25 protein-coding genes are annotated in these 22,872 nt (G+C 61.1%); 14 read left to right on the forward strand and 11 right to left on the reverse strand.

What is annotated here, in order from left to right; translation table 11 throughout:
* Window positions 1-13 precede the first annotated feature (13 nt).
* Window positions 14-976 carry a cysteine synthase A gene (gene cysK, locus AC1DV9_RS08455; RefSeq protein ID WP_112385193.1) on the forward strand — a complete coding sequence of 321 codons (963 nt, stop codon included), beginning with the start codon at window positions 14-16 and terminating at the stop codon, window positions 974-976.
* Between the two features lie 110 nt (window positions 977-1,086).
* Here the strand turns inward: cysK and AC1DV9_RS08460 are convergent, their stop codons facing one another.
* From AC1DV9_RS08460 to AC1DV9_RS08505, 10 genes are all read right to left on the reverse strand, one after another.
* Window positions 1,087-2,619: a YifB family Mg chelatase-like AAA ATPase gene (locus AC1DV9_RS08460; RefSeq protein WP_112514154.1), complete on the reverse strand. Its 1,533-nt coding sequence runs from the start codon at window positions 2,617-2,619 to the stop codon at window positions 1,087-1,089.
* 177 nt (window positions 2,620-2,796) lie between these two features.
* Window positions 2,797-3,744 (reverse strand): glutathione synthase, encoded by a 948-nt coding sequence (gene gshB / locus AC1DV9_RS08465; protein WP_112514155.1) that lies wholly within the window; start codon window positions 3,742-3,744, stop codon window positions 2,797-2,799.
* Window positions 3,745-3,840: 96 nt separating this feature from the next.
* Window positions 3,841-4,344: a cupin domain-containing protein gene (locus AC1DV9_RS08470; protein ID WP_112385190.1), complete on the reverse strand. Its 504-nt coding sequence runs from the start codon at window positions 4,342-4,344 to the stop codon at window positions 3,841-3,843.
* 100 nt (window positions 4,345-4,444) lie between these two features.
* On the reverse strand, window positions 4,445-5,548 hold the full coding sequence (gene ugpC / locus AC1DV9_RS08475; RefSeq protein WP_112514156.1) for a sn-glycerol-3-phosphate ABC transporter ATP-binding protein UgpC: 1,104 nt from the start codon (window positions 5,546-5,548) through the stop codon (window positions 4,445-4,447).
* 2 nt (window positions 5,549-5,550) lie between these two features.
* Window positions 5,551-6,399, reverse strand: coding sequence for a sn-glycerol-3-phosphate ABC transporter permease UgpE (gene ugpE, locus AC1DV9_RS08480; protein WP_477947223.1), 849 nt, complete (start codon window positions 6,397-6,399; stop codon window positions 5,551-5,553).
* A gap of 10 nt (window positions 6,400-6,409) precedes the next feature.
* Window positions 6,410-7,294 (reverse strand): sn-glycerol-3-phosphate ABC transporter permease UgpA, encoded by an 885-nt coding sequence (gene ugpA / locus AC1DV9_RS08485; protein WP_112514157.1) that lies wholly within the window; start codon window positions 7,292-7,294, stop codon window positions 6,410-6,412.
* A 63-nt stretch (window positions 7,295-7,357) separates the two neighbouring features.
* Complete coding sequence (ugpB, locus tag AC1DV9_RS08490; protein WP_477947224.1) at window positions 7,358-8,683, reverse strand: sn-glycerol-3-phosphate ABC transporter substrate-binding protein UgpB; 1,326 nt, start codon at window positions 8,681-8,683, stop codon at window positions 7,358-7,360.
* A gap of 125 nt (window positions 8,684-8,808) precedes the next feature.
* Window positions 8,809-9,177, reverse strand: coding sequence for a YraN family protein (locus AC1DV9_RS08495; RefSeq protein WP_112514158.1), 369 nt, complete (start codon window positions 9,175-9,177; stop codon window positions 8,809-8,811).
* Window positions 9,167-10,084, reverse strand: coding sequence for a 16S rRNA (cytidine(1402)-2'-O)-methyltransferase (gene rsmI / locus AC1DV9_RS08500; RefSeq protein ID WP_112385184.1), 918 nt, complete (start codon window positions 10,082-10,084; stop codon window positions 9,167-9,169). The genes AC1DV9_RS08495 and rsmI overlap by 11 nt, the downstream gene beginning before the upstream one ends.
* Entirely contained in the window at window positions 10,077-10,235 is a 159-nt protein-coding gene (locus tag AC1DV9_RS08505; protein ID WP_162698717.1) for a hypothetical protein, read from the reverse strand. The genes rsmI and AC1DV9_RS08505 overlap by 8 nt, the downstream gene beginning before the upstream one ends.
* Window positions 10,236-10,330: 95 nt before the next feature.
* Here AC1DV9_RS08505 and dnaN point away from each other — a divergent pair, with 95 nt between their 5' ends.
* From dnaN to AC1DV9_RS08540, 7 genes are all read left to right on the forward strand, one after another.
* A complete protein-coding gene (dnaN, locus tag AC1DV9_RS08510) occupies window positions 10,331-11,449 on the forward strand; it encodes a DNA polymerase III subunit beta (RefSeq protein WP_112385183.1) in 1,119 nt (372 codons plus the stop codon).
* A 114-nt stretch (window positions 11,450-11,563) separates the two neighbouring features.
* Window positions 11,564-12,157: a phospholipid N-methyltransferase PmtA gene (pmtA, locus tag AC1DV9_RS08515; RefSeq protein WP_112514357.1), complete on the forward strand. Its 594-nt coding sequence runs from the start codon at window positions 11,564-11,566 to the stop codon at window positions 12,155-12,157.
* The gene (locus AC1DV9_RS08520; protein WP_112514159.1) at window positions 12,157-12,747 is read left to right on the forward strand and encodes a histidine phosphatase family protein; all 591 of its coding nucleotides are present in this window, start codon (window positions 12,157-12,159) and stop codon (window positions 12,745-12,747) included. The genes pmtA and AC1DV9_RS08520 overlap by 1 nt, the downstream gene beginning before the upstream one ends.
* Window positions 12,744-13,439, forward strand: a complete 696-nt coding sequence (gene pyrF / locus AC1DV9_RS08525) for an orotidine-5'-phosphate decarboxylase (protein ID WP_112514358.1) — start codon at window positions 12,744-12,746, stop codon at window positions 13,437-13,439. Before AC1DV9_RS08520 ends, pyrF begins: the two co-directional genes overlap by 4 nt.
* A 23-nt stretch (window positions 13,440-13,462) precedes the next feature.
* Window positions 13,463-13,750: a DUF1330 domain-containing protein gene (locus AC1DV9_RS08530; protein WP_477947227.1), complete on the forward strand. Its 288-nt coding sequence runs from the start codon at window positions 13,463-13,465 to the stop codon at window positions 13,748-13,750.
* A gap of 112 nt (window positions 13,751-13,862) precedes the next feature.
* Entirely contained in the window at window positions 13,863-14,843 is a 981-nt protein-coding gene (locus AC1DV9_RS08535) for a complex I NDUFA9 subunit family protein (RefSeq protein ID WP_112385178.1), read from the forward strand.
* Window positions 14,844-14,969: 126 nt separating this feature from the next.
* A complete protein-coding gene (locus AC1DV9_RS08540; RefSeq protein WP_477947534.1) occupies window positions 14,970-15,281 on the forward strand; it encodes a hypothetical protein in 312 nt (103 codons plus the stop codon).
* Between the two features lie 115 nt (window positions 15,282-15,396).
* On the opposite strand, the gene AC1DV9_RS08545 is transcribed toward AC1DV9_RS08540, so the two are convergent.
* Window positions 15,397-16,194: an undecaprenyl-diphosphate phosphatase gene (locus AC1DV9_RS08545; protein ID WP_112538370.1), complete on the reverse strand. Its 798-nt coding sequence runs from the start codon at window positions 16,192-16,194 to the stop codon at window positions 15,397-15,399.
* 269 nt (window positions 16,195-16,463) lie between these two features.
* Here AC1DV9_RS08545 and AC1DV9_RS08550 point away from each other — a divergent pair, with 269 nt between their 5' ends.
* From AC1DV9_RS08550 to AC1DV9_RS08575, 6 genes are all read left to right on the forward strand, one after another.
* On the forward strand, window positions 16,464-17,156 hold the full coding sequence (locus tag AC1DV9_RS08550; protein WP_112385176.1) for a glutathione S-transferase family protein: 693 nt from the start codon (window positions 16,464-16,466) through the stop codon (window positions 17,154-17,156).
* A gap of 11 nt (window positions 17,157-17,167) precedes the next feature.
* Window positions 17,168-18,325: a tRNA epoxyqueuosine(34) reductase QueG gene (queG, locus tag AC1DV9_RS08555; RefSeq protein WP_477947230.1), complete on the forward strand. Its 1,158-nt coding sequence runs from the start codon at window positions 17,168-17,170 to the stop codon at window positions 18,323-18,325.
* Entirely contained in the window at window positions 18,325-19,197 is an 873-nt protein-coding gene (locus AC1DV9_RS08560) for an SDR family oxidoreductase (protein ID WP_477947231.1), read from the forward strand. Before queG ends, AC1DV9_RS08560 begins: the two co-directional genes overlap by 1 nt.
* 399 nt (window positions 19,198-19,596) lie before the next feature.
* Complete coding sequence (locus AC1DV9_RS08565) at window positions 19,597-19,965, forward strand: septal ring lytic transglycosylase RlpA family protein (protein ID WP_477947233.1); 369 nt, start codon at window positions 19,597-19,599, stop codon at window positions 19,963-19,965.
* A 140-nt stretch (window positions 19,966-20,105) separates the two neighbouring features.
* A complete protein-coding gene (locus tag AC1DV9_RS08570) occupies window positions 20,106-21,395 on the forward strand; it encodes an RsmB/NOP family class I SAM-dependent RNA methyltransferase (protein WP_477947235.1) in 1,290 nt (429 codons plus the stop codon).
* Between the two features lie 176 nt (window positions 21,396-21,571).
* Entirely contained in the window at window positions 21,572-22,849 is a 1,278-nt protein-coding gene (locus AC1DV9_RS08575) for an imelysin family protein (RefSeq protein WP_477947237.1), read from the forward strand.
* The last annotated feature ends 23 nt before the right edge of the window (window positions 22,850-22,872 follow it).

Consider the following 22,872-nt stretch of genomic DNA (forward strand, 5'->3'; position numbering starts at 1 on the left):
AAGGAGAGCACTCATGTCGAAAAAACCGGGCCGCGGCCGCATCTACTCGTCGATCACCGAGACTATCGGCGATACGCCGATCGTGCGCCTCGACAAGCTTGCCAAGGAAAAGGGCGTGAAGGCCAACCTGCTGGCGAAGCTCGAGTTCTTCAACCCGATCGCCTCGGTCAAGGACCGTATCGGCGTGGCGATGATCGAGAGCCTGGAAGCGCAGGGCAAGATCTCGCCCGGCAAGACGACGCTGATCGAGCCGACCTCCGGCAACACCGGTATCGCGCTTGCCTTCGCCGCCGCCGCCAAGGGCTACAAGCTGATCCTGACGATGCCGGAAACCATGTCCGTCGAGCGCCGCAAGATGCTGGCGCTGCTTGGCGCCGAGCTGGTGCTGACGGAGGGACCGAAAGGGATGAAGGGCGCGATCGCCAAGGCCGAGGAACTGGCCTCGACCCTGCCTGACGCGATCATTCCGCAGCAGTTCGAAAACCCGGCCAACCCTGAAATCCATCGCAAGACGACGGCAGAGGAAATCTGGAACGATACCGACGGCGCAGTCGATATCTTCGTTTCCGGCATCGGCACCGGTGGTACGATTACCGGCGCGGGACAGGTGCTGAAGTCGAAGAAGCCCGGCATCAAGGTGATCGCCGTCGAGCCGGAAGAATCGCCGGTTCTCTCCGGCGGCCAGCCCGGCCCGCACAAGATCCAGGGCATCGGCGCCGGCTTTGCGCCCGCCATCCTCGACACGAAGATCTATGACGAGGTCGTCACCATCAACAGCGCATTGGCCATGGAAACCGCCCGTCTGGTCGCCAGGCTCGAAGGCGTGCCGGTCGGCATCTCGTCCGGTGCGGCACTCGCCGCCGCCATCAAGGTCGGTAGCCGCGAGGAAAATGCCGGCAAGACCATCGTGGTGATCATCCCGTCCTTTGCCGAGCGCTATCTCTCGACGGCGCTATTTGATGGGCTCGGGAGCTGATCAGCGAATAGCGAATAGCGAATAGCGAATAGCGAAGCTTGCTCGGCCCTAAGCGCCCAGCAAGCTTTTCTTTTTCTATTCGCTATTCGCTACTCACTATTCGCTTCCCTTCATGCTGCAGCCGTCAGCCGCTCGCCTGCGATCCGATAGGAGATCGCTTCAGCCAGATGGATACGGCCGACAGTCGTCTTTCCATCTAGATCGGCAAGGGTACGTGCGACTTTCAGAACGCGATGATAGCCGCGGGCGGAGAAGCGCATCTTCTCGGCCGCATCCCGCAACAGCTGCAAGCCGCCGGCATCCGGTTCGGCGTATTTCTCGATGAGCGCCGTCGAGCAGCGCGCGTTGGTGACGATGCCGCCGAGGCCTGCAGCGATGAACCGGTCGGCCTGCAAGTCTCGCGCCCGTGCAACGCGGGCCGCCACCGTGCTGCTTGCCTCAGCCGGCATCGGCCGGATCAAGTCCGTTGCTGCCACGGCCGGTACGTCGATGCGGATATCGATGCGATCCATCAGCGGGCCGGAGATCCGCCCCTGATAGTCGGACTGGCAGCGCGGCCCGCGGGCGCAGCTATGGCCCGGCTCTCCCGCCATCCCGCAACGGCAGGGGTTCATGGCGGCGACCAGCTGGATACTGGCCGGATAGGAGACCCGGTGATTGGCGCGGGCGATGATGCATTCGCCGGTCTCCAGCGGCTGGCGCAGTGCATCCAGCGCCTGTGGCGAGAATTCCGGAAATTCATCGAGAAAGAGCACGCCATGATGGGCAAGCGACGCCTCGCCGGGCCTTGCCCGGAGACCGCCGCCGACCATGGCGGCCATGGTCGCGGAATGATGCGGGGTGCGGAACGGACGGCGATCGGAAAGCTTGCCGCCGGAGAGCTGCCCGGCGATCGAGTGAATCATCGAGACTTCAAGCAACTCGGCGGCCGAAAGCGGTGGCAGGATCGACGGCAGGCGCGCCGCGAGCATCGACTTGCCCGAACCGGGCGGACCGACCATCAGCAGATTATGATTTCCGGCCGCTGCGACCTCGAGCGCGCGCTTGGCGCTCTCCTGACCCTTGATATCCGCAAGATCGGGCAGGTTGGCGGCGTTGGCGCGGATCGACGGCTCGGGGCGCGACAGGACCTGCGTACCGCGGAAATGATTGGCGAGGGCGATCAGGCTTCTCGGCGCCAGAATATCAAGGCCGGTCCCGGCCCATGCCGCTTCCGGGCCGCTGTCGGCCGGGCAGATCAGGCCCTTACCAAGCCCGTTGGCACCGATCGCCGCCGGAAGCGCACCGGCAACCGGGGCGATCGTGCCATCCAGATTGAGTTCGCCGAGCACGACATAATCCGCGAGCGCATCGCCGGGAATGGCGCCGAGCGCCGCCATCAGGCCGAGCGCGATCGGCAGATCGAAATGCGAGCCTTCCTTTGGAAGATCGGCGGGTGCCAGATTGACGGTGACCCGCTTGGCCGGAAGCGCCAGCCCCGACGCATGAAGGGCGGCCTGAACCCGCTCGCGGCTTTCCGCTACGGCCTTGTCGGGAAGACCCACGATCTGCATGCCGACCTTGCCCGGAGCGACCATCACCTGGACTTCGACCGGCACACCTTCAATGCCCTGAAATGCAACCGTACTGACGCGCGCGACCATGCCCCTGCCCCCGCAACCAACTACATCGCGTTTTACGACCCATCATGGCCGCCAATTGCAATCTGGCATGGAAAACGGAATAAAACAAGAACAATAAACGAACAGATTCCCGCGCCCGCTGCGTTCAGGTTGCAGCTGGTTGTATTGGGCCGTCAAAATGAGAACAAAACACTCGTTTTAGGGACGCTTGCGCTCGATGGCATCCCAGAGAAGGCTGGCAATATCGGCGCCACCGAACTTTGCGACCTCGCGCAATCCGGTCGGAGAGGTGACGTTGATCTCCGTCATGTAGTCGCCGATGACGTCGATGCCGACCAGCAGGAAGCCGCGCTCCTTCAGAGCCGGGCCGATGCGCTTGCAGATTTCCTTCTCGCGCGCCGTCAGCTCGGTCGCCTCGGCGCGGCCGCCGACATGCATGTTGGAGCGGCTGTCATGCTCCGCCGGAACGCGGTTGATGGCGCCGACAGGTTCGCCGTCAACGAGGATGATCCGCTTGTCGCCCTTGCGCACGTCAGGCAGGTATTGCTGAGCGATGAAGGGCTCGCGGAAGAGCTGGCCGAACATTTCGAGCAGCGAGGAAAGGTTGCGGTCGTCCTTGGTCGAGTGGAAGACACCGGCGCCGCCATTGCCGTAGAGCGGCTTGAGGATGATATCGCCCATCTCATCGCGGAAGCGGCGGATTTCGGCGGCGTCCTTGGTGATCAGCGTCTTCGGCATCAGATCGGCGAATTCGGTGACGAAGATCTTTTCCGGCGAGTTACGCACCCAGGCCGGATCGTTGACCACGAGTGTCTTCGGGTGGATGCGCTCGAGCAGATGCGTCGAGGTGATATAGGCCATATCGAAGGGCGGATCCTGACGCAGCAGGACGACATCCATGGTCGAGAGATCGATGCGCTCGGGGGCGCCGAGCTCGAAATGGTCGCCCTTGACGTCGCGCAGGATCATCGGCTCGACCGAGGCAAAGACCTGGCCATCGCGGAAACTCAGACGATCCGGCGTGTAATGAAAAAGCTTGTAGCCCCGGGTCTGCGCCTCAAGGCTCATGGCGAAGGTGGAATCGCCTGCGATGTTGATACCCGAAACATGGTCCATCTGGACCGCTACGTTCTTGATCTTGGCCATTTCCGTCCCTCACTGAATGCCGGACAGATGTAGGTCGCAAGACGGCTGAACGCAACGGCCAATCAATGGCTTCGTGATATCGCGATCAAGGTTTCTTCAGGCCGCGAGGCCTTGCTGTCCGGTGTTGCGCAGCATGTTGCGGAGGCGGTAGGCGAGCGCCACCGGCTTCGGGAAGGGCTTGCGCAGGAAGGCAACCTTGCGAACGTAATTATCGACCCGCCAGCTGGCCCAGGTGCCGCCGGCGAAGAAGGCGACGTCGCCGGCGCGGAGTGTGCGCTCGGTGCCGTCTTCAGCGGTGATATGGACCTCTCCCTCGATGATCATCACCGTCTCGTCCCAGCCGAAGAACCAGCGGAACTCACCGGCGGTGCAATCCCAGATCGCTGTCAGCGAAGCTTCGTCGTGGCCGCGTGAATGCTCGGCGGTGCGGGCCTGCGGGTCGCCGCTGACCACCCAGTCCGGGTTGATCGGCGTCGACTTCATCGGCAGATGGTCGCTCGAATGCGCGATGAAGGATTTGCCGCGCGGCATCGCCACAGCATACGGCACCGTGCGCGCAGCCATTGCGACCGCACTTGCAAGCATAAGCTTCCAGGCCATGAAACACCCCGTTTGCTACCCCAATGTTCGCGGAATAACAGACAAGTCGTAAGAGAGGCGTTCAAGCAGCCGCTAAAATTTTAACGGTTCCTGACGAAGCCTACTGGACTGGCTCGGCGGCGACCGGCGCGCTTGTGCTGGCCGCGACGCCGGCACCGATCCGCTTGCCGCTATCGGCTGCGAAGAAGTGAAGCTTTTCGGGGGCGATGACGAAGCGCATTTCGCCGGCGAGCGGCGTTTCCGGCGAGACGACCGCAGTCAGCTGCTGATCGCCGAGCATACCGTGGACGAGGCGCTGCGAGCCCAGTTCCTCGACATATTCGACGGCGAGCGGCATGGCATATTCGTCCGGGCGCGCGAGACGCAGGTCCTCAGCACGCATGCCGATGGTAACAGGGCCGGAGGCCGGAGCGTTGCCTGCGAGGTCGATCAGGCTCGGGCCGATCGCCAGCTTGTCGCCATGCAATTCCGCCTTCAGGAGGTTCATGGCCGGTGAGCCGATGAAGCTGGCGACGAAGGTGGAGGCCGGGGTGTGGTAGACGTCGAGCGGCGCGCCGATCTGTTCGATCTCGCCACCATTCAGGACGACGAGGCGGTCCGCCAGCGTCATCGCTTCCAGCTGGTCGTGGGTGACATAGATCGAGGTGGTGCCGAGGCGGCGTTGCAGACGCTTGATCTCGCCGCGCATCGAGACGCGAAGCTTGGCATCGAGGTTGGACAACGGCTCATCGAAGAGGAAGACGGCCGGCTTGCGGACGATGGCCCGACCCATGGCGACGCGCTGGCGCTGACCACCCGAGAGAGCCTTCGGCTTGCGCTCCAGATATTGCTCGATCTGCAGCATGCGGGCGGCTTCGGCCACGCGAGCGTCGATCTCGTTCTTCGGCGTCTTGCGGTTCTTCAGGCCATATTCGAGGTTCTGGCGGACCGACATATGCGGGTAAAGCGCATAGTTCTGGAACACCATGGCGATGTCGCGATCGGCCGGTTCGACATTGTTGACGACGCGGTTACCGATCTTCACCTGTCCCTCGGAAATGCTCTCGAGACCGGCGATCATGCGCAGCAGGGTGGACTTGCCGCAGCCGGACGGGCCGACGAGGACGATGAACTCGCCGTCCCTGATGTTGATGCCGACACCCGAGACAGCCTTGACGCCGCCCTGATAGATTTTGCCGACGCCTTCTACATCGATAGAGGCCATTATCATTTCTCCGTTTCGACCAGGCCTTTGACGAAAAGGCGCTGCATGACGATGATGATGAGAACCGGCGGCAGGGCGGCGAGGATGACGCCTGCCATCACGAGGTTCCATTGTGTATCGCCGTCCAGTACCGAAGCCAGACGCTTGATGCCCATGACCGCGGTGTAATAGCCGGGATCGGTGGTGATCAGCATCGGCCAGAGATACTGGTTCCAGCCATAGATGAAGAGGATGATGAACAGCGCCGCGATATTGGTGCGCGACAGCGGCAGCAGGATATCCCGGAAGAATTTCATGGCGCCGGCGCCATCGACGCGGGCCGCTTCCATCAGCTCTTCCGGGATCGTCAGGAAGAACTGACGGAACAGGAAGGTCGCGGTCGCCGAGGCGATCAGCGGGATGACGAGGCCCGGATAGGAATTCAGCATGCCGAGATCGGCGACCACCTTGTAGGTCGGCAGGATGCGGACCTCGACCGGCAGCATCAGCGTCAGGAAGATGATCCAGAAGGCCACCATGCGCAGCGGAAAGCGGAAATAGACGATCGCGAATGCGGAGATGATCGAGATGGCGATCTTGCCGACGGCGATCATGACAGCCATCGCCAGGCTGTTTGCCAGCATCAATGCAAATGGCGGCGCACCGGCGACGGAATTGCCGCTGCCGAGCAGCTGGCTGAAATTGGAGATCATTTGATCGCCGGGGAGAAGCGGTACTAGGCCGGTCATGAAATCGGTCGAGCCGTGGGTCGCCGCAATGAAGGCGAGGTAGACGGGAAAGACCACGGTCACGACGCCGACGATCAGGATGAAATGCGTCAGAAAGTTCAGAAAGGGACGGTTCTCGATCATCGCGCGGGCCTCAATACTGGACTTTTTTCTCGATCCAGCGGAACTGGATGACGGTCAGGGCGACAACGATGAGCATCAACACCACCGACTGCGCCGCCGACGGGCCAAGGTTCAGGCCGACGAAACCATCAGCATAGACCTTGTAGACGAGCGTATTCGTCGATTGCGAGGGGCCGCCTGACGTCGTGGAATCGACGATCGGGAAGGTGTCGAACAGCGCATAGGTGACGTTGATGACCGCCAGGAAGAAGGTGGTCGGAGAGATCAGCGGAAAGACCACCGTCCAGAACCGTTTGAACGGTCCGGCGCCATCGATCGATGCAGCCTCGATGACCGACTGCGGGACGGATTGCAGGCCAGCGACGAAGAACAGGAAATTGTAGGAAATCTGCTTCCAGGCCGAGGCAATGACGATGAGGATCATCGCGTCATTGCCGTCGAGGCGGTGGTTCCAGTCATAGCCGAACTGGCGAAGGATATAGGGCAGGATGCCGATGCTGGGGTTGAACATGAACCACCAGAGCAGGCCGGCGGCCGCTGGCGCCACGGCATAGGGCCAGACGAGCAGCGTCGTATAGATGCGGCCGCTCTTCAGAACGCGATTGACGCAGACAGCAAAGAGCAGTGACAGCCCCATCGACAACACGGTGACGGAAACCGAGAAGATCAGCGTCACCCACAGCGCGTTCATATAATCGGTGCTGCCGAAGAGCTTGGTATAATTGGCGAACCAGACAAAGGTGGTCTTCATGCCGAAGGGGTCTTCGCGCAGGAAGGACTGCCGGAAGGCCTGAAAGGCCGGCCAGATGAAGAAGACCAGGGTGACTGCGAGCTGCGGCGCCAAAAGAAAATATGGCAGGACGCGGTTCGAGAAGATTGTGCGCTTTGTCTGCATGGCTCGCCCGATATGGAAAGGCCCTCCCCGGACTGGGGAGGGCTCAGCTTCTGCTTCGAAAGCTTAGTTCGAGTTGGCGGCTTCGAACTCGCGCAGGATGGCGTTGCCTTCCTTGACGGCTTCGTCGAGCGCCTGCTGGGCGGTCTGCTTGCCAGACAGCACGGTTTCGAACTGCTGGTCGATAACGTCGCGGATCTGGGTCAGGTTGCCGAAACGAACGCCCTTGGAGTTTTCGGACGGCGTGCCGCGCAGGATCTGCTTCAGGCCAACGTCGGAGCCCGGGTTCTTGTCGTAATAACCCTGCGACTTGCCGAGATCGTAGGCAGCATTGGTGATCGGCAGATAGCCCGAGAACTGGTGCCAATCAGCCTGAACTTCCGGCTGGCTGAGGTAGGTGTAGAACTTGGCAACACCCTTGTAGACCTCAGGCTTCTGGCCGTTCAGCGTCCAGAGCGTTGCGCCGCCGATGATCGAGTTCTTCGGATCCTTGGTGACGTCGTCGTAGTAGGGCAGTGTCGAGAAGCCGACCTGCAAGGCCTTGGCGTTGTTGATCACACCAGCGCGCGAGCCCGAGGAGCCCATGTAAATGGCGCATTCCTGCGAGTAGAACTTCGGAGCTGCATCGGGGCCGCCGCCCGGACCACCGTACTGGAAGTAACCGGCATCCTGCCACTTCTTCAGGTCGCTCCAGAGACGAGCCTGGTTCGGGCCGTTGAAGCTCAGCTCAGCCTTGGTGCCGCCAAAGCCGTTCTGCAGCGTGCCGTAGGGCAGGTCGTGGATGGCCGAGAAGTTTTCGAGGCCGAGCCAGGTTGCAGCATAGGTAATGGTGAAGCCGCACTTGGCAGCGCCGGAGTCAACGATCTTCTTCGAGAACTCAGCCAGTTCGGCATAGGTCTTCGGGGCAACTTCCGGATCGAGGCCAGCCTTCTTGAAGACGTCCTTGTTGTAATAGAGGATCGGCGTCGAGGAGTTGAACGGGAAGGACAGGATGTTGCCTTCCGGATCGGAGTAGTAACCGACGACAGGCGCGATGAACTTCGACGGATCCCAGGGCTCGCCCTCGTCGGCCATCAGCTTGTAAACCGGATAGACGGCGCCCTTGGCGGCCATCATCGTGCCGGTGCCGACTTCGAAGACCTGAACGATAGCCGGCTGCTGACCAGCACGGAAAGCGGCGATAGCGGCAGTCAGGGTCTCAGGATAGGTGCCCTTGAAAACCGGGGTCACGTGATATTCGGTCTGGCTGTCGTTGAACTTCTGAACGATCTGCTCGAGCTTCTGCCCGAGTTCGCCACCCATGGCGTGCCACCAGGTGATCTCGGTTGCGGCGAACGATGCCGACGAAGACAATACGACCGCGGCAGCGGCCAGAGAAAACGTCTTGAACATGGATAAATCCTCTCCACCAATTGTTGGGGTGAGGAAGCCAATAGAGGCCTTACGTGACGCCTCCTTTACATTTGCATGACAGAAAAATTACAAAGCCTGGCTGTCTGCACGCCTATGCAATGCCGCTAGAAGGCATTTGGGAAATGCCGGGGCAAGCGGCCGGGCAACACGGCCACGATGTCGTAACGCTGCGATAGAAGGTGATTGGCCGGCTGGCGGGCAAGCCAGAGGTCGCTGGCATCACGGATGCGTTTCTGAGCCGCATAAGAAACAGCGTCGACCGCGCCGCGCTCGTCACGCCGTGCTTTGACCTCGACGAAAATGGCGAGATCGCCCTTGCGGGCGATGATATCGATCTCGCCGAGCTTGGTGCGATAGCGGAAGGCGGCGATGCGGTAGCCCTTCAGGATAAGAAACAGTGCGGCCGCGTATTCCGAGAACCGGCCCCGGCGCAGCGCCTTCTGCCTGTCCGCGCGAGGGCCGCTACCGCTCATCCGCCTTCATCTCCAGCAAGCGCTGATAAAGCTCCTTGCGGGGCAGACCCGTCAGCTTTGCGGCCTCGGCTGCCGCCTTGGCTGTCGGCATCGTGCCCGAGAGATCGGCAAGGATCGCATCGACATCGGCAGCATCGGCCGGCTTCTCGGCGGCCGGTGCCACGACGAGGACGATCTCGCCCTTCACATTGTCGTTCTCGGCGTAGTGGGCAGCAAGTTCCGCGAGCGTGCCACGGCGGAATTCCTCATAGGTCTTGGTCAGTTCGCGGCAAACCGAGGCAAGGCGTTCACCGCCCAGCACATCGGCCGCAGCCGCCAGCGTCGCGCCGATGCGATGCGGGGACTCGAAAAACAGCAGCGTTGCCGGCGTGGTTGCGAATTCGCCCAGCCGGTCGCGGCGCGCCTTGTCCTTGACCGGCAGAAAACCGGCGAAAAGAAAGGCTTCGTTTGGCAGACCGGAACCGACGAGGGCCGCCAGCGGGGCCGAAGCACCCGGGATCGGAACAACCTTGTAGCCGGTCTCGATGGCTGTCTGCGCCAGACGGTAGCCCGGATCGGAGACCAGCGGTGTTCCGGCATCCGAGACCAGCGCAACCGATTTTCCGGCCTCGATCGCCTGCATCAGACGCGGACCGGCCTCGTCGGCATTGTATTCGTGATAGGAAAAGGGCCGATTCTGGATGCCGTAGCGATCGAGAAGCACGCGCGTCACACGCGTATCCTCGCAGGCGAGCACATCGGCTCCCGCCAGCGTTTCCAGCGCGCGAAGCGTGATATCGCCGAGATTGCCGATCGGCGTTGCGACCAGATACAGCGCCGCTTCGAGCGGGCGGGCGGGGATGCTGACATTATGCAGGCGGTAGGTGCGAAGCTTGCCGCCCTCGCCCGCCGTCTCTTCATTACTCAATTTCAAAGGCCCTCTCTGGCGTCGGCTCTTTATGCGCGCAGGCTTCGTTCGCGGCAAGGGTTCGGATTTCTGTGAGGATCATTGGGTAAATGCGCCTTTGCAGGCCTGCAAAGCCTTGCACCCCTTGCAATGCCCGGCAAAGTTCTGCCATTTTGCCCGTCCACTCCTCCGGCCATGGAGCCGGAAAGGCATTTTTCTGGCGCGCTCGCGCGCCCGGACAGTCACGGTCGAAAGCGGTAGCATCCCATGCGTATTACGATTGAGCGTTCCAACCTCCTGAAGTCGCTGAACCACGTTCACCGCGTCGTCGAACGACGGAACACGATCCCGATCCTGTCCAACATCCTGCTGCGCGCCGACGGCCAGAACCTCGACATGAAGGCGACCGACCTCGATCTCGAAGTCACCGAAGCGACGCCCGCCAATGTCGAACAGGCCGGTGCGACCACCGTTCCTGCCCATCTGCTCTACGACATCGTCCGCAAGCTGCCCGATGGTTCGGAAGTCCTGCTTGCGACATCGACCGATGGCGGCTCGATGACCGTCCAGTCCGGCCGCTCGAAGTTCTCGCTGCAGTGCCTGCCGCAATCCGACTTCCCGGATCTGACCGCCGGCACCTTCACCCATTCCTTCAAGCTGAAGGCAACGGATCTCAAGATGCTGATTGATCGCACCCAGTTTGCGATCTCCACCGAAGAGACCCGCTATTACCTGAACGGTATCTTCTTCCACACGATCGAAAGCGAAGGCGACCTGAAGCTGCGCGCCGTTGCGACCGACGGCCATCGTCTCGCCCGCGCCGACGTGAAGGCGCCTTCGGGCTCCGAGGGCATGCCCGGCATCATCATTCCGCGCAAGACCGTCGGCGAGTTGCAGAAGCTGGTCGATAGCCCGGATGCACTTGTTACCGTTGAAGTTTCCGACGCCAAGATCCGCCTCAGCATCGGCTCGATCGTCATGACATCGAAGCTGATCGATGGTACATTCCCGGATTACCAGCGCGTCATTCCGACCGGCAACGACAAGGAAATGCGCGTCGATTGCACCACTTTCGCCCAGGCCGTCGACCGCGTCTCGACGATTTCGTCCGAGCGTGGCCGCGCCGTGAAGCTGGCGCTTTCCGACGGACAGCTGCTGCTGACGGTCAACAATCCGGATTCCGGCAGCGCAACGGAAGAAGTCGCCGTCGGCTACGACACGGATTCGATGGAAATCGGCTTCAACGCCAAATACCTGCTGGATATCACGGCGCAGCTTTCCGGCGATCAGGCGATCTTCCTGCTCGCCGATGCCGGTTCGCCGACGCTCATTCGCGACACGGCTGGCGATGATGCTCTCTACGTTCTGATGCCGATGCGCGTGTAAACGCGCGTCGCATTTGGCGGGCAAAGTTTTCAGATTGCGACGTTTGGTCTTGTTTTACTGCCGGATGATTGCAATTAGATAGCCAGCGGTTTGTTGCTTGACGAGGAGGACGGCATGGCGTTGCGGCTGAAAGAACGGCTCGGCAAAAAGTTCGATGAGGAAATCCGTTTCTTCAAGGGAATGATGCAGGGGCCGAAGACTGTCGGCTCCATCGTTCCCACCTCCTCGATTACCGCCAGGAAGATGGCAAGCGTCATCAACCTTAATTCCGGTCTGCCGGTGCTTGAGCTTGGACCCGGTACGGGCGCGATCACCAAGGCGATCCTCAGCCGCGGCGTTAAGCCCGAAAAGCTTGTCGCAATCGAATATTCGACGGATTTCTACGAGCACCTCGTTCGCCTCTATCCGGGCGTCCACTTCATCAACGGCGACGCTTTCGATCTCGACAAGACGCTCGGCGCACTGAAGGGACAGATGTTCGATTCCGTGGTGTCCGCCGTGCCATTGCTGAACTTTCCGATGCAGGCCCGCAGCGCACTTCTGGAAAGCCTTCTCGACCGCGTTCCGGCTGGCCGGCCCGTCGTCCAGATTTCCTATGGGGCCGTCTCGCCGATCATCGCGCGGCCGGATCGCTATCACATCCAGCATTTCGACTTCATCGTCCGCAACATCCCCCCGGCTCAGCTCTGGATCTACCGCCGCGGCTGATGTTCGCGCTCTACATCACCCACCCACAGGTCAGGATCGATCCCGACGTCCCCGTTCCGCAATGGGGTCTGTCGGAAACAGGAGTGGCGCGCACCCGGCAGGCGGCCGCGAGCGGCTGGACGAAAAGGCTTCGCCGGATCGTTTCGAGTGATGAAACAAAGGCGATAGAGACAGCAGAGATTCTGGCCGAATCCGCCGGGATCGGTGTTGAGATCGTCCATGGCATGCATGAGAACGACCGGTCGGCGACCGGATTTCTGCCGCCTCCGGAATTCGAAAAAGCCGCCGACTGGTTCTTTGCCAATCCAGACCTCAGCTTCAAAGGCTGGGAGCGCGCTATCGATGCGCAGGCCCGCATCGTTTCCGCCGTCGATCGCATCCTGTCGTCGCACAATACGGACGAGCCGATCGCCTTCATCGGGCATGGCGGCGTCGGAACACTGCTGAAATGCCACCTGGAAGCAAAGCGGATTGGGCGCGACCGCGACCAGCCGGGCGGAGGCGGCAATCTCTACGCTTTCTCCCTTGCAGACCGGCGCTTATCATGCGACTGGACGCCCATTGAAAGCTGGCAGGGGTGGATGCGATGAACGCACGCGAACGGTTGATCGTCGGGCTCGATGTTCCGACACTGGGCGAAGCGGAAAAGATCGTTTCGACGCTCGGCGACGACATTCTCTACTACAAGATCGGCTATCAGCTGGTCTTTGCTGGCGGACTGGAATTTGCCCGCGAACTTGCCCAGACCGGCAAGAAGATCTTCCTCGACATGAAGCTTCTCGACATCGACAACACGATCGCATCGGGTGTCGAGAACATCGTCAAGATGGGCATGTCGATGCTGACATTGCATGCCTATCCGAAGGCAATGAAGGCGGCTGTCGAGGCCGCAAAAGGGTCCGATCTTTGCCTGCTCGGCGTTACGGTGCTGACCTCGATGGACGAGCAGGATCTGACAGCGGCCGGTTACGAATATGATCCGCACACCCTGGTGTTGCGCCGTGCCGAACAGGCGCTCGCCGCCGGCATGGGCGGCATCGTCTGCTCGGCCGAGGAATCGTCAGCCGTCCGCAAGATCGTTGGCCCTAACATGGCGATCGTTACCCCGGGCATCCGCCCGGCCGGCAGCGACAAGGGCGACCAAAAGCGCGTGATGACACCGGCAGACGCCTTGAAAGCGGGCTCCAGCCACCTTGTCGTCGCCCGCCCGATCGTCAAGGCGCCGGATCCGAAGGACGCCGCCCGCGCGATCCTGGCCGAGATGGACGCAGCGCTCCGTTAAGCAAAGAGAGGGAGAGGAAGATCATGGCTAAGGGTTACTGGATCGCGCGCGTCGATGTTCGTGACGCCGAGCGCTACAAGGACTATGTCGCGGCCGCAAAACCGGCCTTCGAGAAATACGGCGCCAACTTCCTCGCCCGCGGCGGTGCGATCACCGAGCTCGAGGGCAAGGCGCGGGCGCGCAATGTCGTGATCGAGTTCCCGTCGATGCAGGCAGCCGTTGATTGCTACAACTCGCCGGAATACCAGATCGCCGCCAAAATCCGCCAGGAAGTCGCGGATGCCGAAATGGTGGTCGTCGACGGAATCTGAGGCGTCTTCGCAGATGCGAAACTGCGGCGCGATGGGCCTTTCCGTCGCGTCTGGATTGGGCTAATACGGGAGCCAACAACCACTCTCTCCCAAGCCTTTCGAGGAACCTGCCATGACACTTGCCAACCTGCCGCCGCTCGTCACCGTGTTCGGAGGCTCCGGCTTCGTCGGCAGGCACGTGGTTCGCGCGCTTGCCAAGCGTGGATACCGCATCCGGGTCGCGGTGCGCCGCCCCGATCTCGCAGGTTTCCTGCAGCCGCTCGGCAATGTCGGCCAGATTTCCTTCGTGCAGGCCAATCTGCGCTACCGCCAGTCGGTCGAGCGCGCCGTCGAAGGCTCCGACTGTGTGATCAACTGCGTCGGCATTCTTTTCGAGACCGGCCGCAACACCTTTGACGCGGTGCAGGATTTCGGTGCGCGCGCCGTTGCCGAAGCGGCGAAGAATGCCAAGGCTCGTCTGATCCACATTTCGGCAATCGGCGCCGACGAGAAGTCGGAATCGAGCTATGCCCGCAGCAAGGGGCGCGCCGAGACGGCGGTGCTGTCGATCAAGAAGGATGCAGTGATCTTCCGCCCGTCGATCGTTTTCGGACCCGAGGACAGCTTCTTCAACAAGTTTGCCGACATGGCCCGTTTTTCGCCGGTTCTGCCTGTCATCAGCGGGGGCAAGACCAAGCTGCAGCCTGTCTACGTCGAGGACGTTGCCGAAGCCGTCGCTCGCGCTGCCGACGGCAAGGCTCTCCCTGGCAAGATCTACGAACTCGGCGGCCCTGAAGTCCTCAGCTTCCGTGAATGTCTCGAGACCATGCTGAAGGTGACAGCGCGCAAGAATCCGCTGGTATCGATGCCGGCAGGTATCGCCTCGCTGATCGGCAGCATCGCATCGCTGATCCCCTTCGTTTCACCGCCGATCACGCCCGATCAGGTTCGCCTGCTGAAGTATGACAATGTCGTTTCGCCGAAAGCGGAGAAGGAAGAGCGCACGCTGAAGGGCCTCGGCGTCACGCCGACGATGGCGACCTCGGTTCTGCCGTCCTACCTGGTGCATTACCGTCCGCATGGACAGTACACGGGCACCGGCAAGGCCGCCTGATTCGTCCCATTAGAATTAACCGAAACGCCGCCTGCGGATTTCCACAGGCGGCGTTTCTATTTTGGGCGAAAGCTCAAATCTGGCGCAAGTTTCGCGTGTTTTTGTGGCCTGCGAACAGGATTGGCGTTGCATAAAAGCCGCATGAAAAAATTAGTGAAATTAACGTCACATTTAGCAGGAACATTTATTGCTATTTGCCATTCCACTGACTACACACCCGGCGCGCAACTAGCGGCTCACGAGGCTTGGCAGGCGCGTTCAATCGATTTGAAAGGCTTTATACCGATGGGCAAGTCAATCGCGCTTCTCTTTGCGTGTGCGGCACTGGTTATCCTGGCCGGCTCCTTCATCGCGCCCGGCTCGGTCGCGGCTGTGAAGGATGGCTGTGCGCCGGCTTACGGTGTCGACCCCTGCTCGACGGCAAGCATTCCCCAATAGCTTTTCCACGCGGCTGAGTTGAACAGCCCGCTTGGCGGAAAGCAACGATTTTCAAAATAGTCTGAATTGGTTTCAGCCCCCTGCCTGCCGGCAAGGGGCTGTTTTTCGTTGAGGCTCAGGCAATGATGCCGGCATAGGCCATGCCGAGCAGCACGGCGCCGAGAATGATGCGGTAGATCGCAAAGACCGTGAAGCGGTTGCTCTGGATATAGGAGAGCAGCCATTTGACCGCGATGAAGGCAACGATGGTCGAGACCACGAAGGCAATGCCGAGCGCTGTCCAGTCTTCGTTCGCCGCGCCGCCATCCTTCACGGTCTTGAACAGCTGATAGGCACTGGCCGCGTACATGGTCGGAATGCCGACGAGGAAGGCGAATTCCGTTGCCGCGGCGCGATTGGCCGTTCCGGCCAGCATGGCGACGAAGATCGTTGCGCCGGAGCGCGAGGTGCCCGGGAAGATGCCGGCGACGACCTGAGCAATACCGACCAGAATGGCAACCATCCAGGTGATGTCCTTATAGGGCGGCTTCTTGGCGGCGGCCCATTCGGCAAAGATCATCCAGAAGCCGCCGATAATCAGCGCCCAGGCAATCGGCGTCGCATGTTCCGGCAGCTCGAAGCCGAGCTTCTTGACGATCAGGCCGAGCACGGCGGTGATCAGGAAGGCGACGATGAGCCTGGAGGCGTAGCGGCGGTTCTTGGGTTCCCGCCAGCCGACAACCAGATCCACGAGGCGGCGCCAATAAATGATGGTGACGGCCAGAATGGCGCCAGCCTGAATGACGATATTAAACGTATCGGACCGGGCGCCGAGCCACTGCTCTGCAATGATCAGGTGGCCGGTACTGGAGATCGGCAGGAACTCCGTTATCCCCTCGATGATACCCAGGATGATCGCGTTTATATAATCCATCTATGGTCTCCGGTTAAAATTCCTGGCCGCCGAATCAGGACCGGGCAAGCGCCGGCGGCGGGCAACTCATTGGTCATCAGGATGGCGGAAAAAGGCCGGATCTTTCGGGAGATCATGAAAAACCCATCAGTGGCCGCACTTAGAAGCGGCTGCAACCCTGCTTCGCAGTTGAAGCCGCCATCCAATCCTATATCTTTCTTAAACTCTAATTGTTAGGAGTTTGAGAAGGACACAATGTCGCCGAAACGCGGGCGGACCGAAAACCCACAATGCCAGTACTTTATCATCACCCCATGTCGACCGCCTCCCGGTTTATCCGGCTGGTGCTTGCAGAATACGGCTATCAGGTCGATCTCGTTGAAGAGCAGACCTGGGACAAGCGCCGTGATTTCCTGGCGCTGAACCCCGCCGGGACGTTGCCGGTCTATGTCGACGACAGCATGCGCGCACTCTGCGGCGCCATGGTCATTTCCGAATATCTCGACGAAACACACGGCGTCCTCAAGCGTGACCGCCGGCTTCTGGCGGAAGACCCGTTTCAGCGCGCCGAAATCCGCCGCCTCGTCGAATGGTTCATGCTGAAGATGGAAACCGACGTGACGCGCCCGCTGGCGCGCGAGCGGGTCTACAAGCTGCAGATGACAGCGGAGCAAGGCGGCGGCGCGCCTGACTCCAAGATGCTGCGCACCGCGCGCAGCAACATCCGCCAGCATCTGAAATATGTGACATGGCTTGCCGGCTCGCGCCAGTGGCTGGCGGGCGAGCGCATGAGCTATGCGGATCTGGCCGCGGCGGCATCGATCTCGATCCTCGATTACCTCGGCGAGATCGACTGGGCGGAAACGCCTGTCGTCAAGGACTGGTACCAGCGCATCAAGTCGCGGCCGTCCTTCCGCCCGATGCTCAACGAGCGGGTTCGCGGCCTGACGCCGGTTTCCCATTACGCCGACCTGGATTTCTGACGGGGCTCTCGATGCCCGCACGATCAGAGCAGGATAAAGAGCGAAAGAAGCGCGAGAGCCTGACCGCTTTCGTGCGCGCCGAGGCAGCAAGCCTCGGCTTCGAGCTCTGTCGCGTGACCCGGCCGGACTCCATTCCTGAAGCCAAGGCACGGCTCGGTGAATTCATTGATGCCGGACGGCACGGAACGATGGAATGGATGGCCGAGACGCAGGAGCGGCGTGGCGATCCCCGCTCGCTCTGGAGCGATGTCCGGTCCGTCGTGGTCTTCGGACTGAATTACGGCCCGGAAGAGGATCCGCGCAGCATTCTCGAGAAGCCCGATAAGGCGGCGATCTCGGTCTACGCCCGCAATCGCGACTATCACGATGTCATCAAGGGCCGCCTGAAGGAAATCGCCACGCGCTTTGCCGCACGCGCCGGAGCCGACGTGAAAGTCTTCGTCGATACCGCGCCCGTCATGGAAAAGCCGCTGGCTGCCGCTGCCGGGCTTGGCTGGCAGGGAAAGCACACGAACCTCGTCAGCCGGGCGCATGGATCCTGGCTGTTTCTCGGCTCGATGTTTACCACTGCCGACCTCGATATCGACGCGGCGGAGAGTGATCATTGCGGCTCCTGCCGCGCCTGTCTCGACGCCTGTCCGACCAATGCCTTTCCCGCCCCCTACCAGATCGACGCGCGGCGCTGCATCTCCTACCTGACGATCGAGCACAAGGGGCCGATCGCTGCTGAATTCCGGCCGCTGATCGGCAACCGCATCTATGGCTGCGACGACTGTCTCGCCGCCTGTCCCTGGAACAAGTTTGCGGCGTCTGCTTCCGAGATGAAGTTGCAGGCCCGCGAAGACCTGAAAGAGCCGGAGCTCGCCTTCCTGCTGACGCTCGACGATGCCGGCTTCCGCACGTTCTTCAGCGGCTCGCCCGTCAAGCGGATCGGCCGCAACCGCTTTATCCGCAACGTCCTGATCGCCGCCGGCAATTCCGGCCAGCGGCAATTGATCGATCTCTGCTGCAGCCTCAGCCGCGATCCCTCGCCTGATGTGCGCGGAATGGCGGTGTGGGCCCTTTCGAGGTTGATGGACGCTGGCGAATTCCAGTCGTTTGCGGCAGAAAGGCAAACCGAAGATGACGGCGACGTCCTGAACGAGTGGCGGCTGGTGGGAGTATTGTGATGAAGCTGATGATCTTCGGATGTGGCTTTTCGGGAATGGCGATCGCCAAGGCATTTGCCGCAGAGGGTGCCAGCGTCGGCGGCACGACCCGCAGCCGCGACAAGCGCGATCAGCTGCATGCCGCCGGGATCGACGGCCATATCTTCGACGGCGAGAGCTTGAGCCCGGAGCTGATGGCGGCGATGCATGGGGCAACGCATCTCGTGCAATCGATCGCGCCACGCGAAAACGGCGATCCCCTCGTCAATATTGCCGGATCGTCCCTCCAGACGCTGATGCCGCAGCTGCAATGGATCGGTTATCTTTCGACGGTCGGGGTCTATGGCGATCACAAGGGTGCCTGGGTCGACGAGGAAACCGTGTGCGTGCCGGTGTCCGGCCGTTCCAAGGAGCGGTTGGAGGCGGAACAGGCCTGGAGCGACCTCGGCACAGCACTGAATGTATCGGCTGCCATACTCCGCCTCTCCGGGATCTATGGACCGGGGCGCAACGCCTTCGTCAATCTTGAGCGCGGTACGGCGCGGCGGCTGATCAAGAAGGATCAGGTCTTCAATCGGATCCGTGTCGAGGATATCGGGGGTTCGGCCCTGTTTCTTTCGCAGAGAAAACTCGGTGGCATCTATAATGTGACCGACGATCTGCCAGGCCCGCCGCAGGATGTGATCGTCGAGGCGGCCCACCTGATGGGTGTCGAGCCACCTGCCGAACAGGCCTTCGAGACCGCCGAGCTGACGCCGATGGCCCGTTCCTTTTACGGCGAGAACAAACGGGTCTCGAATGCCAAGCTTAAGGCTGCCGGTTTTGCTTTAGCCTTCCCGAACTATCCCATGTCGCTCGCCCAGATGTGGCAGGACGGGCGATGGAAAATCTAACACTTCCGAGCTAGCGATCTAACCCCTCAAAGAGCAGAAAATTCCTACTTCCGAATTTTAGCAATCAAAATTTCGCGCCCATTTATGGTTAACGGCCTCTAAATTTGCGCAAATACGGCAACAAATATGGCGGTCTAGCAAAATTATTTTTGTGATCACCGTAACATTCCGTGAGCGGACTCAGCCCTCGGAAAAATTGTTCTAATTTTACCTGATTCTATTGTCTTTTTTCCATGAATGCGGCGGCAAGACTTTATTGACCCTAATCCGCCGGGAATCACGAATATTACAGACTGCAACATTCCGTGATCACGTGTGGCACTTTTTCGCCACTTTTGAGCGGATTCAAGCCCTCACCGCCCCCAAGGCGCAAGTTCAATAGTTGAGGGATACTCCGTTTTGAGGAAAATCAGCCGTTCTCTAATCACTGCCGCGGCGATTGCAGCCTGTTCTTTCATCCTTCCTGCCGAAGGATTTGCTGCAGCCGGATGTGGTGGTGCTTCGTGGTACGCACTGCACTCCAAAACAGCTTCCGGCGAACGCATGAACCCCGCCACACTGACTGCTGCACATCGCTCGCTGAAGTTCGGTACCAAGCTGAAGGTCACCAACCGCAACAACGGCCGTACGGTCATCGTTCGCGTCAACGACCGTGGCCCCTTCATTCGCGGCCGCGTCCTCGATCTTTCCCGTGCCGCCGCTCAGAACATCGGCATGGTCAGCTCCGGCACCGCCAAGGTCTGCTACGAAGTCGTCGCCTCCCGCTAGGCGTCCATCTGCTTGCGCCGAGGCGCTTGCTCTTGCCGTCAATCGCGTTTACCACGCGCTTGAGACTTGTGAATTATCCGCTGCATCCGTCTTCTTTCCCGCGGATCGTTCACAAGCCGTTGGCAACAGGAGACTTGTGAATGCGTTTGGGCGGCCGCCTCGAAGGGGCGATTTCGGTTCTGGCTGACATCGAGCAGCGAAAGAGACCTGTCGCCGACGCTCTCAAGGACTGGGGCCTCGCGCACCGCTTTGCCGGGTCCGGCGACCGCGCCGCGATCGGCAACATCGTCTATGACGCGCTGCGCATGCGGCTCTCGCATGCTTTCCTGATGGATGACGACAGCCCGCTGGCGCTTGCCTATGCGGTGATGTTGCGTCAGTGGGGCTTTACACAGGAAAGCCTCGCAGCCGAACTTTCCGGCGACAAGTTTGCGCCGCCGGAACTGCCGGATGCGGCTGCCACCGCTTTCGCAAGCCGCGATCTTTCGTCTGCTCCCGCGCATATACAGGGCGACATACCCGAATGGGTGCAGCCGTCCTTCGAGACTGCCTTCGGCAGTAGCTGGCTTGCCGAGGCGCAGGCGCTTGCTGCGCGCCCGACACTCGACCTGCGCGCCAATATCCTGAAGGCCAGCCGCGAGAAGGCCGTAAAGGCGCTGGAACGCGCAGGCGCGCAGGATGCCAAGATCGCCCGCCACGGCATTCGCATACCGGCCGGCGAAGGCGCCTCAAGACTTCCAAACGTCACGGCCGAGCTTTCGTTCCAGAAGGGCTGGTTCGAAGTTCAGGACGAAGGATCGCAGATCGTCGCCGACCTGGTGCTGCCGAAGGATGGCGAGCAGGTGCTCGACTATTGCGCCGGCGGTGGCGGCAAGACGCTCGCCATGTCGGCAGCCATGCATAACAAGGGTCAAGTCCACGCCTATGACGCCGATCGCAAGCGCCTTGCGCCGATCATCGAGCGGCTGAAGCGGGCGGGAACGCGCAATGTCCAGGTTCATGACGACGCGAGAGCGCTCGCAAGTCTCAAGGACCGCTGCGACAAGGTTCTGGTCGATGCGCCCTGCACCGGCACCGGCACCTGGCGCCGCCGCCCAGACACCAAGTGGCGGCTGACCGCCAAGAATCTCGACGAGCGCACCAGCCAGCAGCAGGACGCGCTGACCCAGGCCAGCGCCTTCGTGCGTCCCGGCGGCGAACTGATCTATGTGACCTGCTCGGTGTTGCCGCAGGAGAACGAGGAACAGGTCCGCAAGTTCACCGGCGATAACCCGGAATTCTCGATCGCCAGCGCCCTGCCCGCCTGGAAAGACCTGTTCGGTGCGGCAGCGCCGCAACCGCGCTCCTCCGATCAGCAGACGATTACGCTGACGCCGGCATCGACCGATACCGACGGCTTCTTTTTCTGCCGGATGCAGCGGAAGGCGTAAGGCGCTTTCACCGCTTGCAAGCGATGTGGATGCCGCGGCGGAACGCGTTTTTGAAACGCGGACGTTTTAGTACGTTCGATCCTTAAAACAATTCCAAACTAGAGTGTTTGACACCAGTTTGCTTTTGGGCGATGAGACTTGGGCATTTCAGACGGATATCCGTCAAGGAGAGGACCATGAAGCTCAACAAGAATGTCTGCGCAGCACTGGCGCTGGCGGTAGCCCCCCTATCCGCCGCTCCGGCTCTCGCAGCAGCCCCGAAGGCTGCCGAAGTCGTCAAATATTATACCGAAGTCGCGCATGCGAAATACGAAGACTCGCTGACCACGGCGAAGACGCTCGATGCAGCGATCGACGCCTTCCTGAAGACGCCGACCGACGAGACGCTGAAGGCTGCCCGCGACGCCTGGATCAAGGCACGCGGTCCCTATCAGCAGACGGAAGTCTACCGCTTCGGCAACCCGATCGTTGACGATTGGGAAGGCAAGGTGAACGCCTGGCCGCTCGACGAAGGCCTGATCGACTATGTCGACGCCTCCTACGGCACCGAAAGCGACGAGAACTCGCTCTACGTTGCCAACGTCATCGCCAACAAGACGATCAAGATCAACGGCAAGGATGTCGACGCATCCAAGCTGACGCCTGAGTTCCTCTCCGGCACGCTGGCTGAAGCAGGCGGCGTCGAGGCGAACGTTGCGACCGGCTACCACGCCATCGAATTCCTGCTCTGGGGCCAGGATCTGCACGGCACCGGACCGGGTGCCGGCGAACGTCCTGCCAGCGACTACGACCTGAAGAATTGCACGCACGGCAATTGCGACCGCCGCGCCGAATACCTGAAGTCGGCCTCCACCCTGCTGGTCTCCGATCTGCAGGAGATGACCGACAACTGGGCTCCGGATGGCGCTGCCACCAAGCATGTCGAGGAAAATGCCAAGGCTGGCCTCACCGCCATCCTGACCGGCATGGGTTCGCTCTCCTACGGCGAGCTTGCCGGCGAGCGCATGAAGCTCGGCCTTCTGCTGCACGATCCCGAGGAAGAGCACGATTGCTTCTCCGACAACACCTACAACTCGCACCTCAACGACGCGATCGGTATCGCCGCTGCCTACACGGGTGACTACACCCGCGTCGACGGCAAGAAGATGACCGGCCCGTCGCTTCACGACCTCGTCGCCGCGAAGGACAAGAAGCTCGACAAGGAAGTCGAAGGCAAGCTGAAGACCACGCTCGACGCCATGCACGCCATGGCCAAGCGCGGCGAGACGGTCGAGAAATACGACCAGATGATTGCCGAGGGCAACAAGGAAGGCAACGCGACCGTTCAGGCCGCCATCGACGGCCTCGTTGATCAGACCAAGTCGATCCAGCGCGTTATTGCCGCACTCGATCTCGGCAAGGTCGAGCTTGAAGGTTCGGACAGCCTGGATAATCCTAACGCTGTCTTCAAGTAAGCAGATAAAGGCGGGCCGTCCTG

Source organism: Rhizobium sp. 01L410 (genome assembly GCF_056400165.1).

Coding starts and splice junctions, on each gene's coding strand:
- AC1DV9_RS08545 (WP_112538370.1), bottom strand. CDS start 16,194: ATGGATTATATAAACGCGATCATCCTGGGTATCATCGAGGGGATAACG.
- AC1DV9_RS08470 (WP_112385190.1), bottom strand. CDS start 4,344: ATGGCCTGGAAGCTTATGCTTGCAAGTGCGGTCGCAATGGCTGCGCGC.
- AC1DV9_RS08550 (WP_112385176.1), top strand. CDS start 16,464: ATGCCAGTACTTTATCATCACCCCATGTCGACCGCCTCCCGGTTTATC.
- AC1DV9_RS08560 (WP_477947231.1), top strand. CDS start 18,325: ATGAAGCTGATGATCTTCGGATGTGGCTTTTCGGGAATGGCGATCGCC.
- AC1DV9_RS08570 (WP_477947235.1), top strand. CDS start 20,106: ATGCGTTTGGGCGGCCGCCTCGAAGGGGCGATTTCGGTTCTGGCTGAC.
- gshB (WP_112514155.1), bottom strand. CDS start 3,744: ATGGCCAAGATCAAGAACGTAGCGGTCCAGATGGACCATGTTTCGGGT.
- AC1DV9_RS08530 (WP_477947227.1), top strand. CDS start 13,463: ATGGCTAAGGGTTACTGGATCGCGCGCGTCGATGTTCGTGACGCCGAG.
- AC1DV9_RS08505 (WP_162698717.1), bottom strand. CDS start 10,235: ATGGCAGAACTTTGCCGGGCATTGCAAGGGGTGCAAGGCTTTGCAGGC.
- AC1DV9_RS08575 (WP_477947237.1), top strand. CDS start 21,572: ATGAAGCTCAACAAGAATGTCTGCGCAGCACTGGCGCTGGCGGTAGCC.
- AC1DV9_RS08495 (WP_112514158.1), bottom strand. CDS start 9,177: ATGAGCGGTAGCGGCCCTCGCGCGGACAGGCAGAAGGCGCTGCGCCGG.
- AC1DV9_RS08460 (WP_112514154.1), bottom strand. CDS start 2,619: ATGGTCGCGCGCGTCAGTACGGTTGCATTTCAGGGCATTGAAGGTGTG.
- pyrF (WP_112514358.1), top strand. CDS start 12,744: ATGAACGCACGCGAACGGTTGATCGTCGGGCTCGATGTTCCGACACTG.
- AC1DV9_RS08520 (WP_112514159.1), top strand. CDS start 12,157: ATGTTCGCGCTCTACATCACCCACCCACAGGTCAGGATCGATCCCGAC.
- ugpB (WP_477947224.1), bottom strand. CDS start 8,683: ATGTTCAAGACGTTTTCTCTGGCCGCTGCCGCGGTCGTATTGTCTTCG.
- ugpA (WP_112514157.1), bottom strand. CDS start 7,294: ATGCAGACAAAGCGCACAATCTTCTCGAACCGCGTCCTGCCATATTTT.
- pmtA (WP_112514357.1), top strand. CDS start 11,564: ATGGCGTTGCGGCTGAAAGAACGGCTCGGCAAAAAGTTCGATGAGGAA.
- queG (WP_477947230.1), top strand. CDS start 17,168: ATGCCCGCACGATCAGAGCAGGATAAAGAGCGAAAGAAGCGCGAGAGC.
- dnaN (WP_112385183.1), top strand. CDS start 10,331: ATGCGTATTACGATTGAGCGTTCCAACCTCCTGAAGTCGCTGAACCAC.
- ugpE (WP_477947223.1), bottom strand. CDS start 6,399: ATGATCGAGAACCGTCCCTTTCTGAACTTTCTGACGCATTTCATCCTG.
- cysK (WP_112385193.1), top strand. CDS start 14: ATGTCGAAAAAACCGGGCCGCGGCCGCATCTACTCGTCGATCACCGAG.
- ugpC (WP_112514156.1), bottom strand. CDS start 5,548: ATGGCCTCTATCGATGTAGAAGGCGTCGGCAAAATCTATCAGGGCGGC.
- AC1DV9_RS08535 (WP_112385178.1), top strand. CDS start 13,863: ATGACACTTGCCAACCTGCCGCCGCTCGTCACCGTGTTCGGAGGCTCC.